This is a genomic window from Gracilinema caldarium DSM 7334 (genome assembly GCF_000219725.1).
GTDB classification, from domain to species: domain Bacteria; phylum Spirochaetota; class Spirochaetia; order Treponematales; family Breznakiellaceae; genus Gracilinema; species Gracilinema caldarium.
Genome location: NC_015732.1, coordinates 2,628,197 through 2,644,129, shown reverse-complemented (window position 1 = coordinate 2,644,129; position 15,933 = coordinate 2,628,197). Strand labels below are relative to the sequence as shown.

14 protein-coding genes and 1 riboswitch are annotated in these 15,933 nt (G+C 43.6%); of the genes, 9 read left to right on the top strand and 5 right to left on the bottom strand.

The features are described 5' to 3' along the window. Nucleotides 1-30 precede the first annotated feature (30 nt). Entirely contained in the window at nucleotides 31-1,557 is a 1,527-nt protein-coding gene (locus SPICA_RS11960) for an autotransporter domain-containing protein (RefSeq protein WP_013969747.1), read from the bottom strand. A 478-nt stretch (nucleotides 1,558-2,035) separates the two neighbouring features. Here SPICA_RS11960 and SPICA_RS11955 point away from each other — a divergent pair, with 478 nt between their 5' ends. Both SPICA_RS11955 and SPICA_RS11950 read left to right on the top strand, forming a co-directional pair. Next, nucleotides 2,036-2,728 (top strand): iron-sulfur cluster assembly scaffold protein, encoded by a 693-nt coding sequence (locus SPICA_RS11955; protein WP_013969746.1) that lies wholly within the window; start codon nucleotides 2,036-2,038, stop codon nucleotides 2,726-2,728. 11 nt (nucleotides 2,729-2,739) lie between these two features. After that, nucleotides 2,740-3,741 (top strand): GGGtGRT protein, encoded by a 1,002-nt coding sequence (locus SPICA_RS11950; protein WP_013969745.1) that lies wholly within the window; start codon nucleotides 2,740-2,742, stop codon nucleotides 3,739-3,741. Nucleotides 3,742-3,836: 95 nt separating this feature from the next. On the opposite strand, the gene SPICA_RS11945 is transcribed toward SPICA_RS11950, so the two are convergent. From SPICA_RS11945 to SPICA_RS11935, 3 genes are read right to left on the bottom strand one after another with little or no spacing between them, the layout of a single operon-like run. Beyond that, on the bottom strand, nucleotides 3,837-4,205 hold the full coding sequence (locus SPICA_RS11945) for a tetratricopeptide repeat protein (protein ID WP_013969744.1): 369 nt from the start codon (nucleotides 4,203-4,205) through the stop codon (nucleotides 3,837-3,839). A gap of 9 nt (nucleotides 4,206-4,214) precedes the next feature. Further along, complete coding sequence (locus tag SPICA_RS11940) at nucleotides 4,215-5,714, bottom strand: MutS-related protein (protein ID WP_013969743.1); 1,500 nt, start codon at nucleotides 5,712-5,714, stop codon at nucleotides 4,215-4,217. After that, nucleotides 5,711-7,315, bottom strand: coding sequence for a MutS-related protein (locus SPICA_RS11935; RefSeq protein ID WP_013969742.1), 1,605 nt, complete (start codon nucleotides 7,313-7,315; stop codon nucleotides 5,711-5,713). Before SPICA_RS11935 ends, SPICA_RS11940 begins: the two co-directional genes overlap by 4 nt. A gap of 40 nt (nucleotides 7,316-7,355) precedes the next feature. Further along, nucleotides 7,356-7,435: riboswitch (Fluoride riboswitch) on the bottom strand. A gap of 131 nt (nucleotides 7,436-7,566) precedes the next feature. Here SPICA_RS11935 and SPICA_RS11930 point away from each other — a divergent pair. After that, nucleotides 7,567-7,845, top strand: coding sequence for a hypothetical protein (locus SPICA_RS11930; protein ID WP_041396241.1), 279 nt, complete (start codon nucleotides 7,567-7,569; stop codon nucleotides 7,843-7,845). Between the two features lie 29 nt (nucleotides 7,846-7,874). Here SPICA_RS11930 and SPICA_RS11925 read toward each other — a convergent pair whose 3' ends face one another. Continuing rightward, complete coding sequence (locus SPICA_RS11925) at nucleotides 7,875-9,014, bottom strand: AraC family transcriptional regulator (protein ID WP_013969741.1); 1,140 nt, start codon at nucleotides 9,012-9,014, stop codon at nucleotides 7,875-7,877. Between the two features lie 117 nt (nucleotides 9,015-9,131). Between SPICA_RS11925 and SPICA_RS11920 the strand changes: the two genes are divergently transcribed. From SPICA_RS11920 to SPICA_RS11895, 6 genes are all read left to right on the top strand, one after another. After that, nucleotides 9,132-10,208: an aldo/keto reductase gene (locus SPICA_RS11920; RefSeq protein ID WP_013969740.1), complete on the top strand. Its 1,077-nt coding sequence runs from the start codon at nucleotides 9,132-9,134 to the stop codon at nucleotides 10,206-10,208. After that, nucleotides 10,205-11,260: a zinc-dependent alcohol dehydrogenase family protein gene (locus tag SPICA_RS11915; RefSeq protein ID WP_013969739.1), complete on the top strand. Its 1,056-nt coding sequence runs from the start codon at nucleotides 10,205-10,207 to the stop codon at nucleotides 11,258-11,260. The genes SPICA_RS11920 and SPICA_RS11915 overlap by 4 nt, the downstream gene beginning before the upstream one ends. Before the next feature lie 115 nt (nucleotides 11,261-11,375). Then, a complete protein-coding gene (locus SPICA_RS11910) occupies nucleotides 11,376-11,777 on the top strand; it encodes a response regulator (RefSeq protein ID WP_013969738.1) in 402 nt (133 codons plus the stop codon). Between the two features lie 251 nt (nucleotides 11,778-12,028). Further along, nucleotides 12,029-13,273 carry a methyl-accepting chemotaxis protein gene (locus SPICA_RS11905; RefSeq protein ID WP_041396240.1) on the top strand — a complete coding sequence of 415 codons (1,245 nt, stop codon included), beginning with the start codon at nucleotides 12,029-12,031 and terminating at the stop codon, nucleotides 13,271-13,273. 14 nt (nucleotides 13,274-13,287) lie between these two features. Further along, a complete protein-coding gene (locus tag SPICA_RS11900) occupies nucleotides 13,288-15,540 on the top strand; it encodes a chemotaxis protein CheA (RefSeq protein WP_013969736.1) in 2,253 nt (750 codons plus the stop codon). Between the two features lie 20 nt (nucleotides 15,541-15,560). Continuing rightward, entirely contained in the window at nucleotides 15,561-15,932 is a 372-nt protein-coding gene (locus SPICA_RS11895; RefSeq protein WP_013969735.1) for a response regulator, read from the top strand. The last annotated feature ends 1 nt before the right edge of the window (nucleotide 15,933 follow it).

Here is a 15,933-nt window from a genome sequence, read left to right as displayed (position 1 = left end):
TACGAAATAACTTGCTGAAAGAATGAAGTCTTAGAACCTATAGGTAACAGTTAAGCCGTAGGACATTGTTTTGGTCCATCGTGTTCCTATATCATTGCTTTTATCAATTTCTTGTATCAATCCATCCACAATTCCTGTAGCAACAGGAGCGGGTATTCCTTGAGCTATTACTCGATCAATCATCTGTTGCCTTTGTTTTTCTGTAACCTTGTAGTCCGTTGTTTTTGGCAGGGTCCCATTCATGAAAAGGGAGACTGTCACCTGAGAACTCAGATCGGCGGCGAGTTCAAAATGATACTGAGCATCGAGTCCGGCGAAGGTATATACGGTATCGCTTGACCCGCACAGGTCCTTGAAAACTCCTTCTGAAAGATGAGGTAGGCTCATATTTAATAAATCAATTTTGTTATTTATCCCTTCAAGCACACTCTTTCTGTCAAGATTACCATCTTCGAGAGCATCGAGCCCATTGAGGTCTGGAATAATGACTTTACTGTATTCTCCGGAAAGCCGAATCGGAATAGAACCAATTTTGGAAGAGATAACGGTTCCTCCGGAAACAACTTGGGCAAGGGTCATTTTGGTTTTATAATCCTGGGTCAATTCCTGTATTTCCTTCATGGATGCTTCCTGACCGTACTGCAGATTATAGCCAATAAATGGTTTAATACCAAAAAGTTCAGTGTTATACTGATAAGAGATCAGGGCATTAAAATTAGAATTCCAATATTTTGGATCCCATTGGAGTGATGGATAGGTAACGCTTGAATCATCAATTGAAACATTCTTAATGATACGTCGGTTTCCTCGGGTATACTGATATGCAGTGTTCAGAGCAAAGCCTTTATAAGCAGCCTCTGCCCACAGGACCCCGGTAAAGGCTGTTTTATCATCAAATCCTGCGGAATTTTGAATAAAATCCGATGCCCCCTTAACAAGGGCAATTCCAATACCTGTATCACCTGAGATATGAAAATCGATGTGAATCATGGGTTTATTCATGAGTGCTGAAATGGTATACCCAATAAAATCACTATCCGGATCGCCTGAAAATACATGGGAATAGGCTGCATTTGCTGTCTGGGCTATGCTAAAATTACCGAGGGTTATCCCCAGGGGGCGACCGCCTAAAAGTTCAGGCCGCCACATTACAAAAGCATTGGTTAATTCAATCTTTTTTATTTCGGTATTGAGGTTATATTCATCAATTGTGCCATTGCTAGTAAATGTAGTTTTATTATTATCTGGACTATTTACATCTGCGGCGAGGCTTACGACACCAAACCATTCGGTGCGTCCAAGGATCCCTGAAGATACGGTAAGGTTCGATGTAATCCGATACCATTGGGTGTCACGATCACTTGCACCTGCCCGCTGATCCCATCCCCATTCTGGAATATCAAAGGGACAGCGATAGGAATCTTGTTTTTTAATGACCAGATTAACATCTCCGCTTACTTTTACGGAGTAATCCTGTTCTTTTACAAGAGTATCCTCTGCCCAAAGGGATCCAGCACAAAGGGCAAGGGTACATAACCCTGCGAGAAGTTTTTTCATACCAATCCTCCAAAGTTTTCAAACAGTCTAGGCTGTTGTTGTATATGCAGGCTATTGTGAGGATAGATTTACAGCGTTGTCGATTGAGTAAAATTACTCTTTGGCTGAGTAAAAATACTTAGGTAGACGGTAAGGGGTTTAAAAGCAGAGGTATTGAATAAACATAGTTATGGAGCTTCACAGTTCTATGTACAAAGAAACCTTGTACCTAAGGACGATATATATTAGGGGTAGATTACAATAATAAATTCCTGAAAAGAATTGACTTGTTTTTACAATTTCATCACAATGGATAGCGGGCGATAGAAATTGCCCGTGGTATTCTCTGCCTAGACTTCCCAGTCGGCTGATGACTCCTGTTGTAGCTGTGGAAGCGATGAGGCTGGCCACAAGATGAACGCTAGCGAGGGGTTTCAGTGGGAATTCGATCTGTTTTCCTTGGTAATCCCTTTAAAAAATATAATCTGAGGAGTCTCTCATGATGTATTCTACCGAAGTAGAGCACATGTGTCCCCTAGCAAAGGGGGCCTATCATGGTCCAGCCCCTATACCAGAAGAGGGAAAATGGGTCCAAGCAAAGGAAATTAAGGATATTTCTGGGTTTACCCACGGTGTTGGCTGGTGTGCACCCCAGCAGGGAGCTTGTAAACTGAGCCTGAATATCAAAGATGGTATTATAGAAGAAGCCCTGGTAGAAACTATCGGCTGTTCTGGTATGACCCATTCAGCAGCAATGGCTGCAGAAATCCTTATTGGTAAAACTATTCTGGAAGCCCTGAATACCGATCTGGTTTGTGACGCTATCAATACGGCCATGAGGGAACTGTTCCTGCAAATTGCTTATGGCCGAAGCCAGTCTGCTTTTTCTGAAGGGGGGCTTCCCATTGGAGCCAGTCTGGAAGATCTGGGAAAAGGTTTGCGGAGCCAGGTTGCAACCATGTTTGCAACAAAACTGAAGGGGCCCCGGTATCTGGAAATGGCCGAAGGGTATGTTACCCGGGTCGGTGTAAACGAGAAGGACGAAATAATCGGCTATGAATTTGTAAATCTGGGGAAAATGATGGATGCCATTAAAAAGGGTGTGGATGCAAACGAAGCCCTGGCAAAGGCAAAGGGTACCTATGGCCGTTTCGCCGAAGCGGTTAAGGTTATCGATCCACGGCACGAATAAGGAGGAACAGCATGGCGTTATTTGAAAGTTATGAACGTCGGATCGGGCAGATTCTTCCGGTCCTTAATAAATATGGTATCAATTCCCTCGAGGAAGCAAAGGCCCTCTGTGAATCCAAGGGCCTGGATATCCCCGGTATTGTCAGGGGAATTCAGCCAATTTGTTTTGATAATGCTGTATGGGCCTATATTGTTGGTGGAGCCATTGCCATTAAGAAGGGTTCTCGCTCGGCGGCAGAAATTGCCCGTACATTAGGCGAAGGCTTGCAAGCCTTTTGTATTCCTGGCTCAGTGGCGGATGATCGTAAGGTTGGTATAGGTCATGGAAATTTGGCGGCTATGCTCCTTTCGGAAGAAACCAACTGCTTCTGTTTTTTAGCGGGGCATGAATCCTTTGCGGCTGCCGAAGGTGCCATCGGTATCGCTAAAAGTGCAAACCGGGCTCGAAAGAAACCCCTGCAGGTTATCCTTAATGGTCTTGGTAAGGATGCTGCCCAGATAATCAGCCGTATCAATGGATTCACCTATGTAAAGACCCAGTTTGATTATTACACTGGAGAGCTTAAGGTTGTGGAAGTTATTCCCTATTCCTCCGGAGAACGGGGACAGGTTCGTTGTTATGGAGCCGATGATGTCCGCGAGGGAGTGGCCATTATGCATAAGGAAAAGGTTGATATTTCCATAACAGGGAACAGTACCAATCCAACCCGTTTCCAGCATCCAGTAGCAGGAACCTATAAAAAGGAATGTGTCGAACAGGGAAAGAAATATTTTTCTGTAGCCTCTGGCGGTGGAACGGGACGAACTCTGCATCCAGACAACATGGCTGCAGGACCTGCATCCTATGGTATGACCGATACGATGGGCCGAATGCATTCTGATGCTCAGTTTGCCGGCTCTTCTTCAGTTCCAGCCCATGTGGAAATGATGGGTTTCCTTGGTATGGGTAATAATCCCATGGTCGGAGCCTCTGTAGCGGTTGCAGTAGCCCTTGCCGAAGCACTTAAAAAATAAAAAGCGCCCCTGCTGAACCTTATGGGTTTAGCAGGGCCCTGCTCAGCATTTCGGGTGCTTTCGAGTGGTGCAGCAGGAGCCCTGCTGCTAAATTCTTAGGGGGACTCTTTTCTGCGTGGGCCCTCTTCTTTTTGAGCCCGCAGGATCCGTTTTCGAACAGTAAGAGAATCAGGGTCTTCAGGTTTTTGTTGCAATGCTGTTTCTATTTCTGTTAACGCTTCGGATAGCCGGTTCATCTTATATAAACACCAAGCTAGATGCTGTTTAAAAGCGCTCTCGTAAGGATTCAGGTATACGGCCCGTTTAAACTGGGATGCAGCCGCTTCGAACATTTCGCGGCGGAGTAGCGCTACTCCCAGGTGATCCCTATCATAGCCAAGATAACGAGATGGCCGCAGTTGGTCTTCCAATTCCTCGGAAAGTTTTGGTGAATGAAGTTCCGCTTCTTCATTGTGATGTTTCATGGTCTGTCCTTAGAGAGCTTCGGTAAAAACCTGTTTGTATAGGTCTTCCCCATGACTATGCTGTGATGGGGCTCCCATCACAATCCTGAAGGTCCGGCTTCCATCCTGACGCCGTTCTGCCCGGAGCATAATCGTGGTGGCTGATGCCTGCTCCTGAAAATAGTGCGCAAAAGTGTAGAGGTGGGTTACAAAAAATACTTTCGTTCCCGCTTCCAGAAGGGCTGAAACAATGTATCGGGCAATTTCGGAACCCTCTCGTTCATTAGTAGAAGCAAAGGACTCGTTAAAAAGGATAAGACTATTAGGTCCCATAAGGTCCACAATGGTATTCATTCGCTTTAATTCTTCATCAAACTTACCGGACCCAAGATTCCGATCTTCCTTTCTGCGGTAATGGGTAAATACTCCACTGCGAATATCGGCGATGAGACTCTGGGCTGGGACAAAAAGTCCGGACTGCATCATAAGCTGGGCAATGCCGACACTTCGTAGAAAGGTCGATTTTCCACCTTCGTTAACACCGGTAATAATGGCGAGATGTTTACCCCTTGCCTGGACCGAGTTCCCCATTACCGCTTTGTTTGCCACCAGGGCTAGACAGATGTTGTACAGACCAGAGCATTCAAAGGTAGGGACCGGATCGGTATTCACGATTGGAAACGTGTAGGGTTCTCCAAGACTTACCAGGTGTTGCTTAAGATTCAAAGCGCCAATATAAAAGGCTAGCTCTTGTTTAAGAATCTTAAAAAAATTTTCTATATGGTCCGCTGATTGGGCTACCGCGTTGGCCGCATAATTAATACCTCGATCCCGCAGTTCCCCAAGGGCTCGTCCTCCGGCTTCATCTCTGGGGTCTAAAGAAAAGGTAAAGGAGGGGGTCCGTGGTGAGAATAAGCGACGGATCCAGTTTGGGTCCCGTCTGTGGGGTTTTCTCAGTTCATACTGGAAAGGTTCATTCCCTGCCTTCAGTCCTGCACTGATCATGACCCCATCGATAAACTGGAGTTCCTTAAGATACAATACGAGATTTTTCATATAGTCGTCGTTCAATTCTTCCTGTATCATGAGGCAGAACCGGCGGAGCCCCCGGGACCGGAACAGCTGCTGATATTGTTTTGTCCATTTTCGAAGCTGCTCCAGAATGGGTACATACATTTGTAACAGCCGGACTGAACCGTACAAAATGGAACTGGGATAGGCTCCAAACATGCTGAACCAACTATGCCGCTTTGCTTCTATGGCCTCATTGGCTAGGGCGTAGAGGTCCCGAAGCGGTCCTTCATTATCTATGGCATCCTGTAGAATTTCCTGTCGGTAAAGTATGTGGTCCTTTTCTAAAAGGCTTTGGAACAGCACGCTTTTTGCAACCTCTGCCAGATATTTGTCATCATCGGACATGGCCCGGATGAGGATGTCCAAGTCCAGGTCCTGCATGAGAGCATCTGTTTGAGGAGGGAGAGAAGCCGCTGTATCAAAATCGGTATTTTCATGTAATAAATGCACTTTCATCTCTGAACCTCCTCGGTTACGGTAGTAACCAGACACCGATTTTGTCTTTTATCAGCTATGCAATACTCTTTGTTTTGAAACCGTTTGTGCAGCCATTCGTAGGTAAGATGGTATTTTTCAGCAATAGACCGTGCATAAGCCAGACCGTCCGCTGGTCTGCGGATAACCTTAAAGGTTCTGATGGAGGGATCTGCCGGATCGATGCTGGTAACCATACTAACCACATGATCGTTCAAGGTTGCAAGCTCATCCAGAAAGGTTACACTGATAGCAATGGCATCGAGTTTCAGAATCTGCTCCAGAATCCGAGTTCCTAAATACAGAGCATCTTGTAAGGTGGTTGATGAAAAGACTTCATTCAAAATAAAGAGACTCGTATCGGTGGCTTGCTTGAGATGATTATGCAAAGCGATGAGTTCTTCGTGGAGCCGGCCCCGTTGGCTTTTTGTGGTTTCTTCCCGTTCAAAATGGGTGTAGATGGCATCGATTAATAGCAGATGAGCTCTGCGGGCTGGAACGGGAAACCCAAGGGCCCCCAGATGATGTAACTGTCCTACAGCTCGAGCAAAGGTGGTCTTTCCTCCCTGGTTAGGACCGGTGATCACCACAATTCGTTCTTCACCAGATATGTCAAGGTCATTAGTAACCACTGAGGTAGAGGGGCTTCTTAGTTTTTTTGCCAGGACCAGGTCATAGAGTTCCAGAATATCAAGGTTTTTAGAGGTATCAAAATCAGGATAACAGAAGGGCAAACCTGCATCCAGGATTGGTTGTATGTAATCCAGATAGGTGATATAGAACTGCAGTTCCCGTTCAATAGTATCCAGGGTTTCATCAATATAACTAGTATAGACTTCACAGAAGGTGGTAAGATGGCTAAATAGTTCCGGATACAAGGTTGCTACACCACTGAGTATTTGACTCTCCACATTACTGAGTCCAGCGGGTTCGTTCATTTTAACAAGGTAAGTTTTAGTATCCCCCTGACGGAAGCGACTGAAAAAAGATTCAATGTCCGATGAGTAGTCCGGCTCCCCCTCGTATTTTTTGACTCTAACCGTAAGTCCCTTAATAACAATACTGTATCGGATGGATGAAAGATCTCTGGTGAGGCTTTCTATTTCGGTTTGTAAGTTTTGGAATTGCGCAGAAGCCCTGTAGGAGCTAAGGTATTCCCGCAGGGCTAAAAAGCCTTTGGAATGGAGAGATATATGTTGGAGTATGCTGTAAAGACCTTCGACCGCATCCTGGTAGACCCGGGCAGATTCCAAAAACCACCCCCGGCGATGCCAGGGATTGTATAGCTTTTCCAGGGAACTGAGGGTTCGCCGTACAGAGCGAAGGGTGCTGGAAAAGGTTCTGAAGCCTTGTAAAAGTTCAGGCTGTTCCAGGTCCTGAAAGATCTGTTGCCGGTAACGAATTTCATCAAGGGAATGCAGGTTTTGGTAAAAAACTGATTCCAAGCCATAGTCCGGCAGTGAGTTGGTAATGGTAGTTAGAATCTGATCCAGATTGAGATCGATGAAATAATCTGGCATATCCTGAGATTCTAATCTTCGTGGATCCTGTGGATCAGGAAAAAGCAGACTGATAGATATCATGGTAGCCTCCTTCCGTCTCTTGTGGTCCGCAATACGGACCGTATCGGAAGGAGTCATCAGCAGGGGATATCCCGGGCGGTTCAGGCTGGTGCCAAGGTGGACTCCATCACCGCTTTAAATTTACTTACATTTTCGCGGTTTGTAAAGAGAAAGGGAATACTGTTTATGTGCTCTCTCTTTCTACTAGCTGAGTTTGAATAATGATATGTGAAGGTTGAATTCGTTTCTTTTCTATTTTGGTCGCTCCAGTCATGAATAGCCAAGGTATTCGAGATGTCTATCTGCCCGCTGGAAGCTGGATTGATTTCTGGTCTGGAGAGAAGTTAAAAGGTGGCCTCTGGTTAAAAGAAATAGTAAGTCCCCTGGAACGAATACCTCTGTTCGTTAAAGATGGTGCGGAAATACCCTTCTATCCTGAGATTGTTCAATGTACAAAAGAAATGGAACTGTCAAAGGTTCAAATAATTCGATTTGATGAATCGTTCAAAGGTTTTAGTTCAACCGATCTGGGAAAGAAGATTTTATTGTAAAATCTAAGTTGATGAAACGGCCTCCTTGTTTATGGATTTTTTCGATTGTTTCGACGCCAGATAGCGGGGGTGCATCCTTCACTTTTTTTAAAAACACTATAAAATCGCTGAATTACAGTAAACCCAGAGCTTTGAGCCACAGAATCTAAGGGCATATTGGTGGTTGCGAGAAGATATTTTGCATATTCTAACCTATACTGCTCAATTAATTGTCGGGGTGAACATCCTAGTGCCTTTCTAATACGTTTTTCTACAGTTCTGCGAGATGCAGGAAGGTTAATTACAAGATCACGTACATCGATATGCTTTCGGGCGTTGGCTCGGAGCCATGTTACCGTTTGAACAACCAATGGGTCACTATGGATAACCGTTTGGGTGCTTTCTCGTTCAACAATATGCATAGGGTGTAGCCCTTTTTCTATGTTTAAGACCCTGATAGAATCAGATTGCTGATTCAATGCTTTATCTAACAATTCTGCCGCAACCATACCAATCCCTTCACAGTTCAGGCGTATACTAGAGAGGGATGGATCTGCCAATTCACAGAGGAGGTCTTCGTCATCTACTCCAAGTACGGATATATCAGAGGGTACAGAAAGGCCGACTTCTTTACAGCTTTCAATAATACGTAGTCCTACGATATCATTTGCAGCGAACAATGCTGTCGGTCGTGATAGAGATTGCAGCCACTGTTTTAAGTCAGTCCGATCGAGAGCAGGGTCCCGCCACCAATGCAACGGTCGTTCAAATTGGGTTATTAATGAAAAATCTCTATGTAGGAATTCAAAATAACCCTGAAATCTCCGACGAGACCAGAGTGTTCCTTCTATTCCTCCAAAAGCAAAGGATTGAAATCCAAGAGAACGAAGATATGCCGCTCCTCGACGGCCAGTTTCTTCATCATCGTTGTAAGCTTCCATAAGGCCAGTTCCCGGATATGCACATGCCACGTCCACTACTGGAATGTTCATAGCAGAAAAACGTTCTGATTCTTCTGGGGTTTCTGCTCGGACAATCAGCCCATCCGGTTGAGCAAGCTCCCCTGTAAAGAGCCTACCATAACCATAAACTTTCCAGTCTGGTTTTGCTTTTGCATATCGTATAACTCCGCGGGCAATGGCCCGGCCAAAAGCATCATCTAAACCCAGTAACAGTTGAATTCTTGGCATTACTATGGTCCTCAACCTATATGATACTCTAGTATTGCGCAAAATAATATAAAATCGTCGCATTTTGAGTATAGCGCCTCTGATAGAATAGAGCTATTCTAAAAATGAGGTGAAATCATGGAATATGAGACTAATCCAATTGGATTGGAACAACCGATAGATCCCTGTCAGGTTCCCTATCATAGCTTACCAGGGGGAGGAAAGATCCCAGGCATAGGTTTGGGAACTTTTGGTTCAGATTCGGTAGATGCAAAAACAGTAGCAGCAGCAGTTCGATATGCCTTAGGAATTGGATATAGGCATATTGATTGTGCTGCGGTCTATTTGAATGAAAAAGAAATTGGAGAAGTCCTACGGGATGCAATGGACGGCCGTGCAGGGTATCCTGCGATTAAACGAGAAGATCTTTGGATTACATCTAAATTATGGAATGATAAACATGCTCCTCACGATGTATCCGAAGCTTTTAAACAATCTCTATATGATTTAGGTTTGGAGTACTTAGATGTATATCTAGTACACTGGCCCTTTCCAAACTATCACCCACCAAAGTGTGATGTAAATTCTCGTAGTCCCAATGCACGCCCTTATATTCATGACGAATTCATGGCAACTTGGATGGAATTGGAAAAATTAGTAGATCAGGGCTTAGTGCGGTACATCGGAACATCAAATATGACCATCCCGAAACTGCAGTTAGTATTGAGGGATGCCCGAATTCGGCCTGTGGTGAATGAAATGGAGCTTCATCCCCACTTTCAACAGCCGGAGCTCTTTACCTACGTAGTTTCTCAGGGAATGGTCCCCATAGCCTATGCGCCCCTCGGTTCTCCTGGCCGTCCGGAACGGGACAGAACTGTGGATGATACAGTGGATATGGAAGATCCAGTGATTCTCGAGATAGCCCGGCGACGATCGATTCACCCAGCACAGGTTTGTTTAAAGTGGGCTATAAAACGGGGCCAAATTCCGATTCCCTTTTCGGTAAATCCAAAAAACATTCGTTCCAATCTGGAATCGGTTATTCAAGACCCTTTGACAGATCAGGAAATGAGAGCTATTTCTTCGATTGATAAAAACTGTCGACTCATTAAAGGCCAGGTGTTCCTATGGAAGGGAGCGCGGGGCTGGGAAGATTTATGGGATTTGGACGGAAAAATAGCAGGTTGGAATAGCGAGGAGGTGAACGTATGAAAGGCAAAATGAAAGGGGCGGTACTGCCCGGAAACAGTACGGTGGAACTGAGGGAATATGATATTCCCACCCCCGGACATGGACAGGTTCTGGTAGCAACCGGGGCTTCGACGATCTGCGGCTCCGATATCCGGGCTATTTACCGGGAACACCTTGGCAAAGGCCCCGAGGGATACCAGGGGGTGATCGCGGGGCACGAACCGGCAGGTAAAATTGTGGAGGCTGGACCGGGGCTTAAGCGTTTTAAAGTAGGGGATCGGGTTATTATTTATCACATTTCCGGGTGCGGGGTCTGTCATGATTGCCGGATGGGATATATGATTTCCTGTTCTAGTCCCTATCGAGCCGCATATGGATGGCAAAGAGATGGTGGAATGGCCCCCTATATTTTAGCAGACGAGAAAGACCTAGTAGCTCTACCAGATTCTCTTTCCTATGTTGATGGTGCTCAAGTTGCATGCGGGTTTGGTACCGTATATGAAGCTCTGGAAAAAATAGGAATTTCGGGGAATGATGCGGTATTAGTCGTTGGTTTAGGTCCTGTTGGTCTGGCTACCCTCATGTTAGCAAAAGCTATGGGGGCTCAGATGACTGTAGGGGTGGAAGTAAATCCTCAGCGGATCGAGCTGGCAAAGAAGCTGCACCTGACGGATTATGTGGTGGCTCCAGGTCCAAATGCTTTGGAAGCATTAAAAAAACTTTCCGGCGGTCGAGGATTTGAAAAAGCTATAGATTGTTCTGCTCATCCTGATGGACGAGCCCTTGCTATTAGGGCAACACGGCAGTGGGGTAAAATAGCTATGGTAGGTGAAGGTAATTCAGTTGCCTTTAATCCCAGTCCCGATATCATCCATGACCAAAAAACGATCTATGGATCTTGGGTAACTTCAATCTGGCGTATGGAAGATTTGGTCGAACGAATTCTTCGCTGGGGGATTCACCCTGAGGACCTGGTAACCCACCGCTTTAGTCTGGAACAGGCAGGAGACGCTTATAAATTAATGGCTGAAGGAAGTTGTGGCAAGGTTGCAGTAACCTTCGATATCGAGTGAAGGTTGGCTTACTTTTTACCGAGTGCCTGCTCTAGAACCGGTAAAGAACAACTGAAACATAACTGATAGTGAAAAAAAAATTGACATTCAGTGTTAGTAAAATTAAAGTTTCAGTATGGTACAGCATGGTTCTATTTTGCTTGTTGAGGATGACCTCTCTCAACAGGAATATTTAGAAATGATTTTAGAACGGCTTGATATTTCCGCAGATATTGCAGGCACTAAAAAGGAAGCCCAATACTTACTTGAAACAAGTATTACTACCAATAGCCCCTATAAACTGATTATTTTAGATATTCTCTTGCCCGATGGCACTGGTTCAGAATTATTACAAATGATTAGAACAGACCCCATGTACAAAGAGGTGTATCAGCCTACTAAAATTATAATGCTAACCGCTTTGGATGATTTAAAATATACTGCAGGTTCTTTTGCTCAAGAATGTGATTTTTACCTCACAAAACCAATACAAAAAGAACAGTTCCTTTCACTTTTAAATTTTATTAAAATAGTCTAAAATTAAAAGTTTAGCAAAATTATCAAATATATCCATTTGCTTACAGGGTAATTGTTTATCAAAAAAAATAAAGCGGATTTTCTTGATTTATATACTTTTTTAATTAATAATAATAGATACAAGGTGGTAGAATGATGACAAAATACAATCAATTAATAATATTTTCACTGTTGTTACTTATTTTCTGTGTGTTCTCATTATTATTCATACCAATGTTATTATGGGTGTTCCTCATAGGCTTTGGAATTTGGATGTTTTTTTTTATCAGGACTAGTAAAAACCTGTTACGGGAGATTGAGATTTCTAGGGATGCTCTTAAGAAGGTTTTTCAGAGTGTTGAACCGGATGTCAATCTGCATGATATAACAGATTTTATCAGTAGTTATGTAACGATAAGCGATAGTATTGTCTCGAAGATACAAGCATTGCAGCAGGAAAATCGAGACATCCATGAAAAAGTAACCAGATTACAAACCGAGATGGAATCTTTACACTACACAAACCCAGAAATAGAGCATCTTTGTAGTTTGCACATACCGATTGATATTAAAGACCGTTGGCAAATGATGATACAACGTGAATGGGGTAAAGTAAATCAGGATGCATTAAAGAACTTAAATGATATAAAACGTATGAATGACGAGAATCAGGAGTTTATTTCGGAAGTATTTCGAGAGTTTGGTGTACAGCAAGCAACCTTTACGGATTTTACTAAAAAATATCAACAGACCATGCAATCCTATACCCAGCGAGCAACCCATGCTCGAAATGCAATCACAGAAGATTTAAAAAACTCAGCACATAAGATAGAAGAGACTTTTCACCAATTTAGCCTTATAGAAGATATTACAGAAAAAATACGCATGATATCTTTGAATTTAAGCATAGAGGCTTCTAAGGTTCGTGGGGCTGAATCTTTTTCATTCCTTGCACGGGAATTACGCAGGCTTTCTCAGAATACTGAAGAAACTTTAAAAGGAATAGGTATATCCATTGCTGAGGCAATTCAAGAACTAAATAAAAGTCGATCGAGTCAGGAGAAAGAACTGAGGACTTTAGATGAGGTACTACAACAGTTTCAAGGGCTTTTAAAAGAGTATGACACTGCATCAGAAAAATTAAGTGTATATATGCAAAAATCTATTGAGCGAATTAACACAAACCAGGTAGAACAAAAAACAATATTACTACAATTTTTTACCGCATTACAGCAGATTGCAATCGTGAAAGAAGAACTTGAGCACCAGGTTTCTTATTATTTTATTTTTTTAGAAAAAGCCAATGAGTATGTGCAGAAAATATTGAGAAATTCGAAAACCTGTAAGGGTTTTGCCTGCCCCCAGCGACGGGCCATGCTGGAAGAACTAGCTAAAATTGCAAACACCGATGAAGAACGCAGAATGGTGAATGATCTTTTTGACGAATTTTTGAATGAAGATCGTGAAGCAGATCATGGATCATTGGTTGGTGATATCAATGATTTTATTAGCTTTTAACAAGAGGTCACGATATGGCAAAGAGCTCTGCTCTGCTTGTAAAAATACAACAGATACGTGCTCAGGTTGATGCCTATGAATCCGGTGATGTGATGGGTGCCCTGGATATTCAGGATGCTCTTACAGAGCTTCATACCTTGTTTACAGCCAAACCAGGCTTCGAGCGTCTGGTGTCGCTGGTTTATCACCTTATTCCAGTAGCAAAGGCTCTCACAAAACAGGATACGGAGCAACGGGCCTTGCAGATTCTGACTGAATTGAGCGAAGGCCTTGAGCTCTATTTTACAGGGCGTCTGACTGGAAAAATGTTTGGTAGTACAATCCGGAAGTATCAGGGTGAGCTGCGTAATTTTGCGAGTTATGAACCATCTCAATCTGGACCGGTGGGAAATGAATCCCCTAAAGAGTCTGAAGTATCCGCTGCGCATCAACCTGTTCATGAAACTGAGAAAACGGAAACCCTCGATACCTATCCATCGGATTACTTCTCAGGAATTATCGAAGATACAAAACTGCTCGAACAGTTCTATGCCGAAGCCCAGGAACACCTGGAAGAAGCCCAGGCAACCCTGGTGGAACTGGAGTATGACAATACCAATAAAGAACTGCTCAATACCATTTTCAGAAGCTTCCATACTATTAAAGGATCCAGTGCTTTCCTTGGTTTAAAGAATATTGAAGAAACCGCCCATGCCGTAGAAGACCTTCTTGCTATTGTTCGGGATGGTAAATTGATCCTGAACAAGGAACTCATCGATATTATTTTTTATGGTATGGAGCTATTAAAAAATCTTCTTGAATCCATGCAGGCTAATGATTTTCGAAAAGCTGAGATGGAAGCGTCCTTTAGAATCATCAATATATACCCCCATATCCGGCTTTTTAAGAAAATAAAGGAACAGTACAGGTATAAAAAAATTGGTGAAATCCTTGCAGAAGAAGGGAAGGTTCAAATTGGTGTTTTACAATCAGTCCTGCAAAAGCAACGGGATACGGATAAGAAAATAGGAGAGCTTCTTGTCGAAGAAAAGATTGCCCGGCCCGAAGATGTGGTAGAGGCTCTTAAAAAGCAAAACAACCTCGCAAACCGAATTAAAAAAAGCGGTATCGTAAAGGTATCTAACGAGAAACTGAATACTCTTATCGATATTGTGGGCGAACTGGTAATAAATCAGTCAATGGTGAAACAGGAGCTTTTGAATCTGCAGGTATCGGAAGTTACTGAACGGAGTATTACCCAGCTTGAAAGCATTACCACCACTATAAAGAATCTCGTACTTTCCATGGGCATGGTCCCTATTGCTGATATTTTTAACAAATTACGGGTGGTTGCCCGGAATACCGCGGAAGAATTGGGAAAAACGGTCTACCTGGAGCTTAAAGGTGAAGAAACTGAACTGGATCGGAATGTTATAGAAACAATCTATGAACCCCTCATGCATCTCATCCGTAATGCTATTGATCATGGTATCGAAGAGGCAGAGATTCGGGATGAGCGGGGTAAAAATCGTTTGGGGCGTATTTTGCTTTCCGCAGAACATAAGGGGAGCGGTATTGAGATTGTGGTGCAGGATGATGGTCAGGGGATTGATACTGAAACTGTGGTAAAAAAGGCTCTGGAAAAGGGACTGATAAAACGGGATGATGTGGGAAAACTGAGCCAGAAGGATATCTACAATTTACTCTTTTTGCCAGGTTTTTCTACCGCCGAACAGGTTACCAATGTATCAGGCCGCGGCGTAGGGCTCGATGTGGTCAAAAAGAATTTGGACAGCATTCATGGCAGGGTCGAAGTAACTTCAGAACCAAGTAAAGGTACAAAGTTTACTATTAAACTTCCCTTAACCCTGGCCATTATCGAAGGCTTTGTAACCCGGGTTGGAGATAATAAATATGTATTTCCCTTCTCTTCTATAGAAGAAATAAAGGTGATACAGAAGAATGAGCTCTTTCAGAATGATGAAGATTCGGAAGCGATGATTTTTCACCGGGGGCTGCATATTCCGGTGCTCTATGCCCACCGGGTATTCCGGGAAGCTTTTCATGATACAGAGGATGGAAGACTTCTTTCTCTGCTCTTTAGTCTGGACCAGTCCCATTATTGTGTCGTGGTGGATGAGTTAATTGGTAAGCAGGAAATTGTCGTAAAAAGCATGAGCCAGACCATACTCAAGGATTGTACCTTCTTTTCTGGAGGTACCATTTTTGGTGATGGAAGCATTGGCTTTGTTGTAGATATGCAGGGATTTTTAGAAGCCCTTAAATGAGAAACGAGGGAGGATAGAGCATGAAACAGACTATTCTAGTGGTGGATGACTCGGATGTTATTCGAAGTATTGTTGAGCAAACCCTGAGGCTTTACCATTATGATCATATTATTACCGCTATAGATGGTGAAGATGGATTAGCAAAGGCAAAGGCAAACCGTAATGAGATAGGACTCTATGTATTTGATGTTAATATGCCAAAACTGGATGGGATCAGTCTCGTTAAGGAAATTCGGGCTTTTGACAGCACCACTCCTATCATCATGCTGACCACCGAAACCGATAAAGCTAAGATGATGACCGCTCGAGAAAACGGGGCCACCGGCTGGATAATCAAGCCCTTCCAGGGAGATAAGTTCATCCGGATTGTAGAGATGTATCTGAAACCATAAG